Source organism: Legionella santicrucis (genome assembly GCF_001468135.1).
GTDB lineage: Bacteria > Pseudomonadota > Gammaproteobacteria > Legionellales > Legionellaceae > Legionella > Legionella santicrucis.
Window position 1 is genome coordinate 77,445 of the sequence record NZ_LNYU01000078.1, and the last position, 4,626, is coordinate 82,070.

Here is a 4,626-nt window from a genome sequence, read left to right on the forward strand (position 1 = left end):
TAAAAGGTTAAACCCCTGGGCAATGACGGTTCATTAAATTCAGGCCGCGGGTTAAATGAGCGGTCGGGTCTGCAATACTCACTCGCTACGTGCGCCGGCAAGTCGCGTTGAACAATTCCCACCTTCAGCCAGGCTCGGTCTCTTTCATTCCAATTTCGCCTGGCAAATTCATCGACATAATCTTTGAGTGCGTCAATAAGAGGCTTAAACTCAAAATGGCTGGTGTTTTTAACCTCTCCATTCTGGGTGTAGCACAGCCCATTGTTCTCCATTACTTCACAGCGCTCGAGCATTTCTTTTTTGGTTTCGTCATCCATCTGTTGTATGAGCATACGGCACATATGCGTGTCTTTTGCCCAATAAGCATACTCGAAGGCGGTACAGTGAAAGGTTCGTCCTGAGTAATCAGTAAACGATTCAGATTGCAATAAGAAGTGCGCATCGGGATTTGCTTTGAGTAGTGCTTCTGCCTCATCCTGCTCGCCTCTTGCAACATGAAGCAGAAACTTGGGCACTTGCATGCGCTTGATTTGGGGGGAGGCTAGGATTTCGTTTTTTTCGGCTTCTGGTAATTTTTTTAACACAGCCTCCAATTGGTCTTCGTCTTTAATGTTTGCAAGCAGCTCGTCAACGCTGAGTGTCACCATTTCATGAACCCATTTGTTGGTCGACTTGATAGCCTCTTTTTTTAGTGCCTTAAAATCCGCGCGAATCGTTCCAAAATAATCAGGCACCAGACCCGGAAAGCCTGCTTTTACAAATTCAGCAAAATTTAAGCAAATAGAGCCTTGATGGTTGATAAACGGCTCTGGTTTGCTGTCATCCAACAGCGCAAATTCATCAAAATGCGGTGACTCTTTTATTTGTGCATAATTTTGGGTGAATCTCTTCTTAATATCGGCCCAATCCGCGGGTGCCAGTTCTCTGCTGAGACCAAAAGACGGGCTGTTTTTATTCACGAAATCCAATAAGGCATCTTCTATGCTGTCGCCTTTGGTGATAGACAGCACAATGCCTGCAACCTCTCTGCTGAGTTCCGCGGTGTCATCAAGTATCTTGCCAAAATTAACCGTACTTAGTTGATTGGCATAGCAATAAATATTGACATGGGCTAAAAAAAATTGTGTGATAATCGAGAGCTCTTCTGCGTTTTTTCTCAGGTAAAATGGTGAGTCAGGCAAGTTATTAAACAGCTCCTTGGCACAAACCTCTAAGAGCATACCAATATACTCGTGGGCTGTTGAAGGATTTTCCACATCACTGCCGATATACTCATCCAGCAACACTTTTGTTACCTCTGCATTGTTCTTTGTATGGTAAAAATCGACATCAACCTTGAATTGATTGAAAGTTTGTTCTTTTAACAGGCGCTGCAAGGCTTCAACGTCATTCCCTTGTGCCTCAGGTAATTCGAGTAGACTGTTAATGAACCTTGTTTTAGCATTCAGAAGTTCTGTAACACCTTGATAAGCCTCTGACAGCGTGTTATAGAATGCCCCCGTGTCATCACGCCTCACACTAAATACCGGGTTTACAAAACGTAGGAAGCCGTCCATTTCTTTCGGCCTTAACACCATACTGTGGAAATTAACGTCTTCTTCCTTCATTATCGCTTGCAGCAATGCTGGATATTCGGGAAAAGCTAAACTTAACGTATCCAGGACGGGCGTGTTTAAAACCGTGTCGATGGTCGCAATATACTGCTGGATTTGCGAAAGACGTTCTTGTTTTTGGGTTTTTAACTCAGACTCTTCGGCAATCAGGCTAATATCCAATTCCAGAGCTTTTTTATAAGCACTCAATTCATCCTGTATTGCTCGTTGATGCACAGCACGGCTTTTACCAAAAAACTCTTGTAAAGATGAAACCGATTTACACGTATTGTCCAAACCAATTTGAATGCCGCTAACGACCGGCATCAGTACGTGTACCGTGTTGGTTTTGCGGTTAATATAGAGGTAGCGCGGGCTGGTTGGCTCTGTTAATGGGAATTTCATCACTCACTCTTTTTTTATTCAATATTTGCGCGAATTATGGATTAAAAAATAGGCAACGTGAAGTTATTTTGGATTTAAATCTGCAAACTTATTCGGTTCTGATTCTTCTTAATCCCTTTGGTGACGTTCATCAATGCTCTCATTCATTTGAGCGAACGGTGAGGATAATACTGATGAACAACTGAAAAATACAGAAAAGTACATAGCAAATGAAAGGCAAATGCTCAAAGAAAAGCTTGATAAGCTTGAAAACACGTTGCTATCCCTTGATTATGTAGGTGCTGCCTCCGAAGTAGGGAGACGTCAACAAATTTTAGATAATACTAAAAAAAGAATGACCGAGTTAAAACAAACGATAAGAGATTTAACCATTGAACTTCACACTAGTGGGTACCGGGGGCTAGCAGAAGAAAAAGAACAAGCCGAACAGGAGCTAAAAGAATTATGCAATGAAGTCCAACGTCTGGAAATGCACGTTGGCTCTTTAAACTTATTGTGTCAACTGATTAGAGAAAACATTCAATCTGCAAAGGAGTTGCTTATCAAACCCTTAACTGAAGCAATGCCCCCCTATTTGAAAATTTTATTCCCTGACTCTGAACCTATTATCGATGAAGAGTTTTGTCTTCAACATATTTTAAGAAATGGTATTCGAGAGCCATTCGAAAATTTAAGTATTGGTACCAGAGAGCAACTCGCAATTTTATTACGACTGGCATATGCCAATTTATTGGCCGAAAAAGGAGCTTCTGTTCCAGTAATTCTCGATGATGCCCTAGTTAATTCCAGAAATCAATGTGCCCATGCCTGGAGATTTTGTTATCTTTCCTTCGCGATTATCTGTTAAGCACATCAAATATGAAGGAGAGACCTCCAAGACATCAGCCAACAATTTAATTTCAGTAGGTCTACGATCTCCTCTTTCATAGTTATTAATCCGTGAGGTTTTTAATTCACCAGTTAACTCGGCCAGTGCCTTCCTAGTCAACCCTTTGGCTTTACGTTCATCCATAATTCTTTGGCCAATCTTTTCTTTGAATTAAACGGATTACATGAAACCTATCAGCCACTATCATCGCATTGGGAAAGTACTTCTTTACCAAGGAACGGTACGTACTACTTAAGTCCATACAAATCACTTTGACACGTTCTTTTCCAGGTAATTGCTGTAGATACTCTTTTAACTTTTGCTCTCGACGACCACGAACCACATCAAATACCTTATGTTTTCTTAGGTCACAAAACGTTGTAGCGAAACCTTCTTTCTTACTAAAGAAATGTTCATCAATACCAAGAACTAGCGGGCATGGGCGATGAGTAATTCTCGATTTTGTTCCTCATAATGCCGTTACTACCAGCGCTCTATGGTCGCTTTCCCTTTCTTATAACGTTCTGATAGGTCTTTTTGTGATACTCCTCGACTATGCTCGTGAAATACTGTTAACTGAGCTCACCATGTAGCTCGTTGATGTTTATTAATACCTGGAAATTGTTGATTCCCATAACGACCACATTCATGACAATATAACTTATAGGCTTTAAACCTTAATATACTTCGTCTATGACCTATCAACTCATGATCTACTTCTCGCATATAAGATGATTTCTTGCGTACCTTCTTACTTTGACAATGACCACAACGCGCTAATCGATTATAAAAAACCTCTAATAATAACGGTTGATAACCGCTCACTTTTACTATAGAAAATCCAGGTAAATTTAGGATAAGATTCTTCCTAGGCACTTTAATTTCCTTTTTGATCGCAAAATCAAGGATTTAGTCTAGACTATTTTGATTAAAGTGCCACCTTATTTGGTGTAGAGCCTGTGAAATCCAGCATCGGCTTCAATATCGGCTAACCTAATTTCCTGTCCAGCATTCGTTTTCTGCCCAGCTCTGGCCATCAAAGACATTAAAGGTTCTTCCCCAGCGGAGAGAAAGAATAAGGACCATCGAGACGATTGTTTCACTGTTCCATGGCGCGAAGCTCATGTTTTTCCTTGACCATTGGCCAACAAGTAAGCGGCCTCACCTGCTTCTTTAGGCTCCATCTGACTTAACTCATCAAGAATCAGTAAACCATCGTTATGTAAAGCTGTGAGCCCTTCAAGCCCATTAGTCGTACTGCGCCATAATCGGCAATAGACATGTGGATTGCCCCAAACCGAAGCTGCTACTTTTAACGCAGTACTTTTACCGCTTGAAGAATCACCTCGGAAATGAAACCCACCTAAATCTTCACCAACAATCTTTACCAAAGCAGGAGCAAAAGCAGCAGAGATGGCAAAAATTAATCGCGAGTTACCCGAAGCAAGACGTCCTATTGATGCTTGCCAATCTTCTACAGTACCTGATACAGACATGGCTGATTCAACCGTATGACTGTTTTGAAAAACAATTTTCTCAGATGAATGACCAATGGTTTGTGACGCAATAACAAAGAGGTTTTCATGCCAACCCAGTTTATCGACACAACGTGCTCGGTCTTCTACAGGAAAGACCTGCAAATAGGTAGTCAGCAAATATGGCTTGGAATTTAACAAGCGTGTCGCTACCTCGTTAAAAATTCTGGGACATCCAAGTCCCCAGAATTCACTCGCCAACGCGACAGGTTAAAGGCCGCGAGCG

The 4,626-nt window shown here is 41.5% G+C and carries 2 protein-coding genes and 3 pseudogenes; 1 reads left to right on the top strand and 4 read right to left on the bottom strand.

What is annotated here, in order from left to right:
* A partial coding sequence (locus tag Lsan_RS13280) for a hypothetical protein (RefSeq protein WP_193392714.1) occupies positions 1–1,997 on the bottom strand: 1,997 nt, incomplete at its 3' end.
* A gap of 220 nt (positions 1,998–2,217) precedes the next feature.
* On the opposite strand from Lsan_RS13280, the gene Lsan_RS13285 reads away from it, so the two are divergent.
* Positions 2,218–2,844, top strand: coding sequence for an ATP-binding protein (locus Lsan_RS13285; RefSeq protein ID WP_058514705.1), 627 nt, complete (start codon positions 2,218–2,220; stop codon positions 2,842–2,844).
* Here the strand turns inward: Lsan_RS13285 and Lsan_RS21670 are convergent.
* From Lsan_RS21670 to Lsan_RS13295, 3 pseudogenes are all read right to left on the bottom strand, one after another.
* A pseudogene (locus Lsan_RS21670) lies at positions 2,788–3,009 on the bottom strand (helix-turn-helix domain-containing protein); the annotation flags it as partial. The gene Lsan_RS13285 and the pseudogene Lsan_RS21670 sit on opposite strands and share 57 nt — an antisense overlap.
* A 16-nt stretch (positions 3,010–3,025) precedes the next feature.
* Positions 3,026–3,741 (bottom strand): annotated as a pseudogene (locus Lsan_RS23590) (transposase); the annotation flags it as partial.
* A gap of 89 nt (positions 3,742–3,830) precedes the next feature.
* Positions 3,831–4,520, bottom strand: a pseudogene (locus Lsan_RS13295) (DUF927 domain-containing protein); the annotation flags it as partial.
* Positions 4,521–4,626 lie beyond the last annotated feature (106 nt).

Coding starts and splice junctions, on each gene's coding strand:
- Lsan_RS13285 (WP_058514705.1), top strand. CDS start 2,218: ATGCTCAAAGAAAAGCTTGATAAGCTTGAAAACACGTTGCTATCCCTT.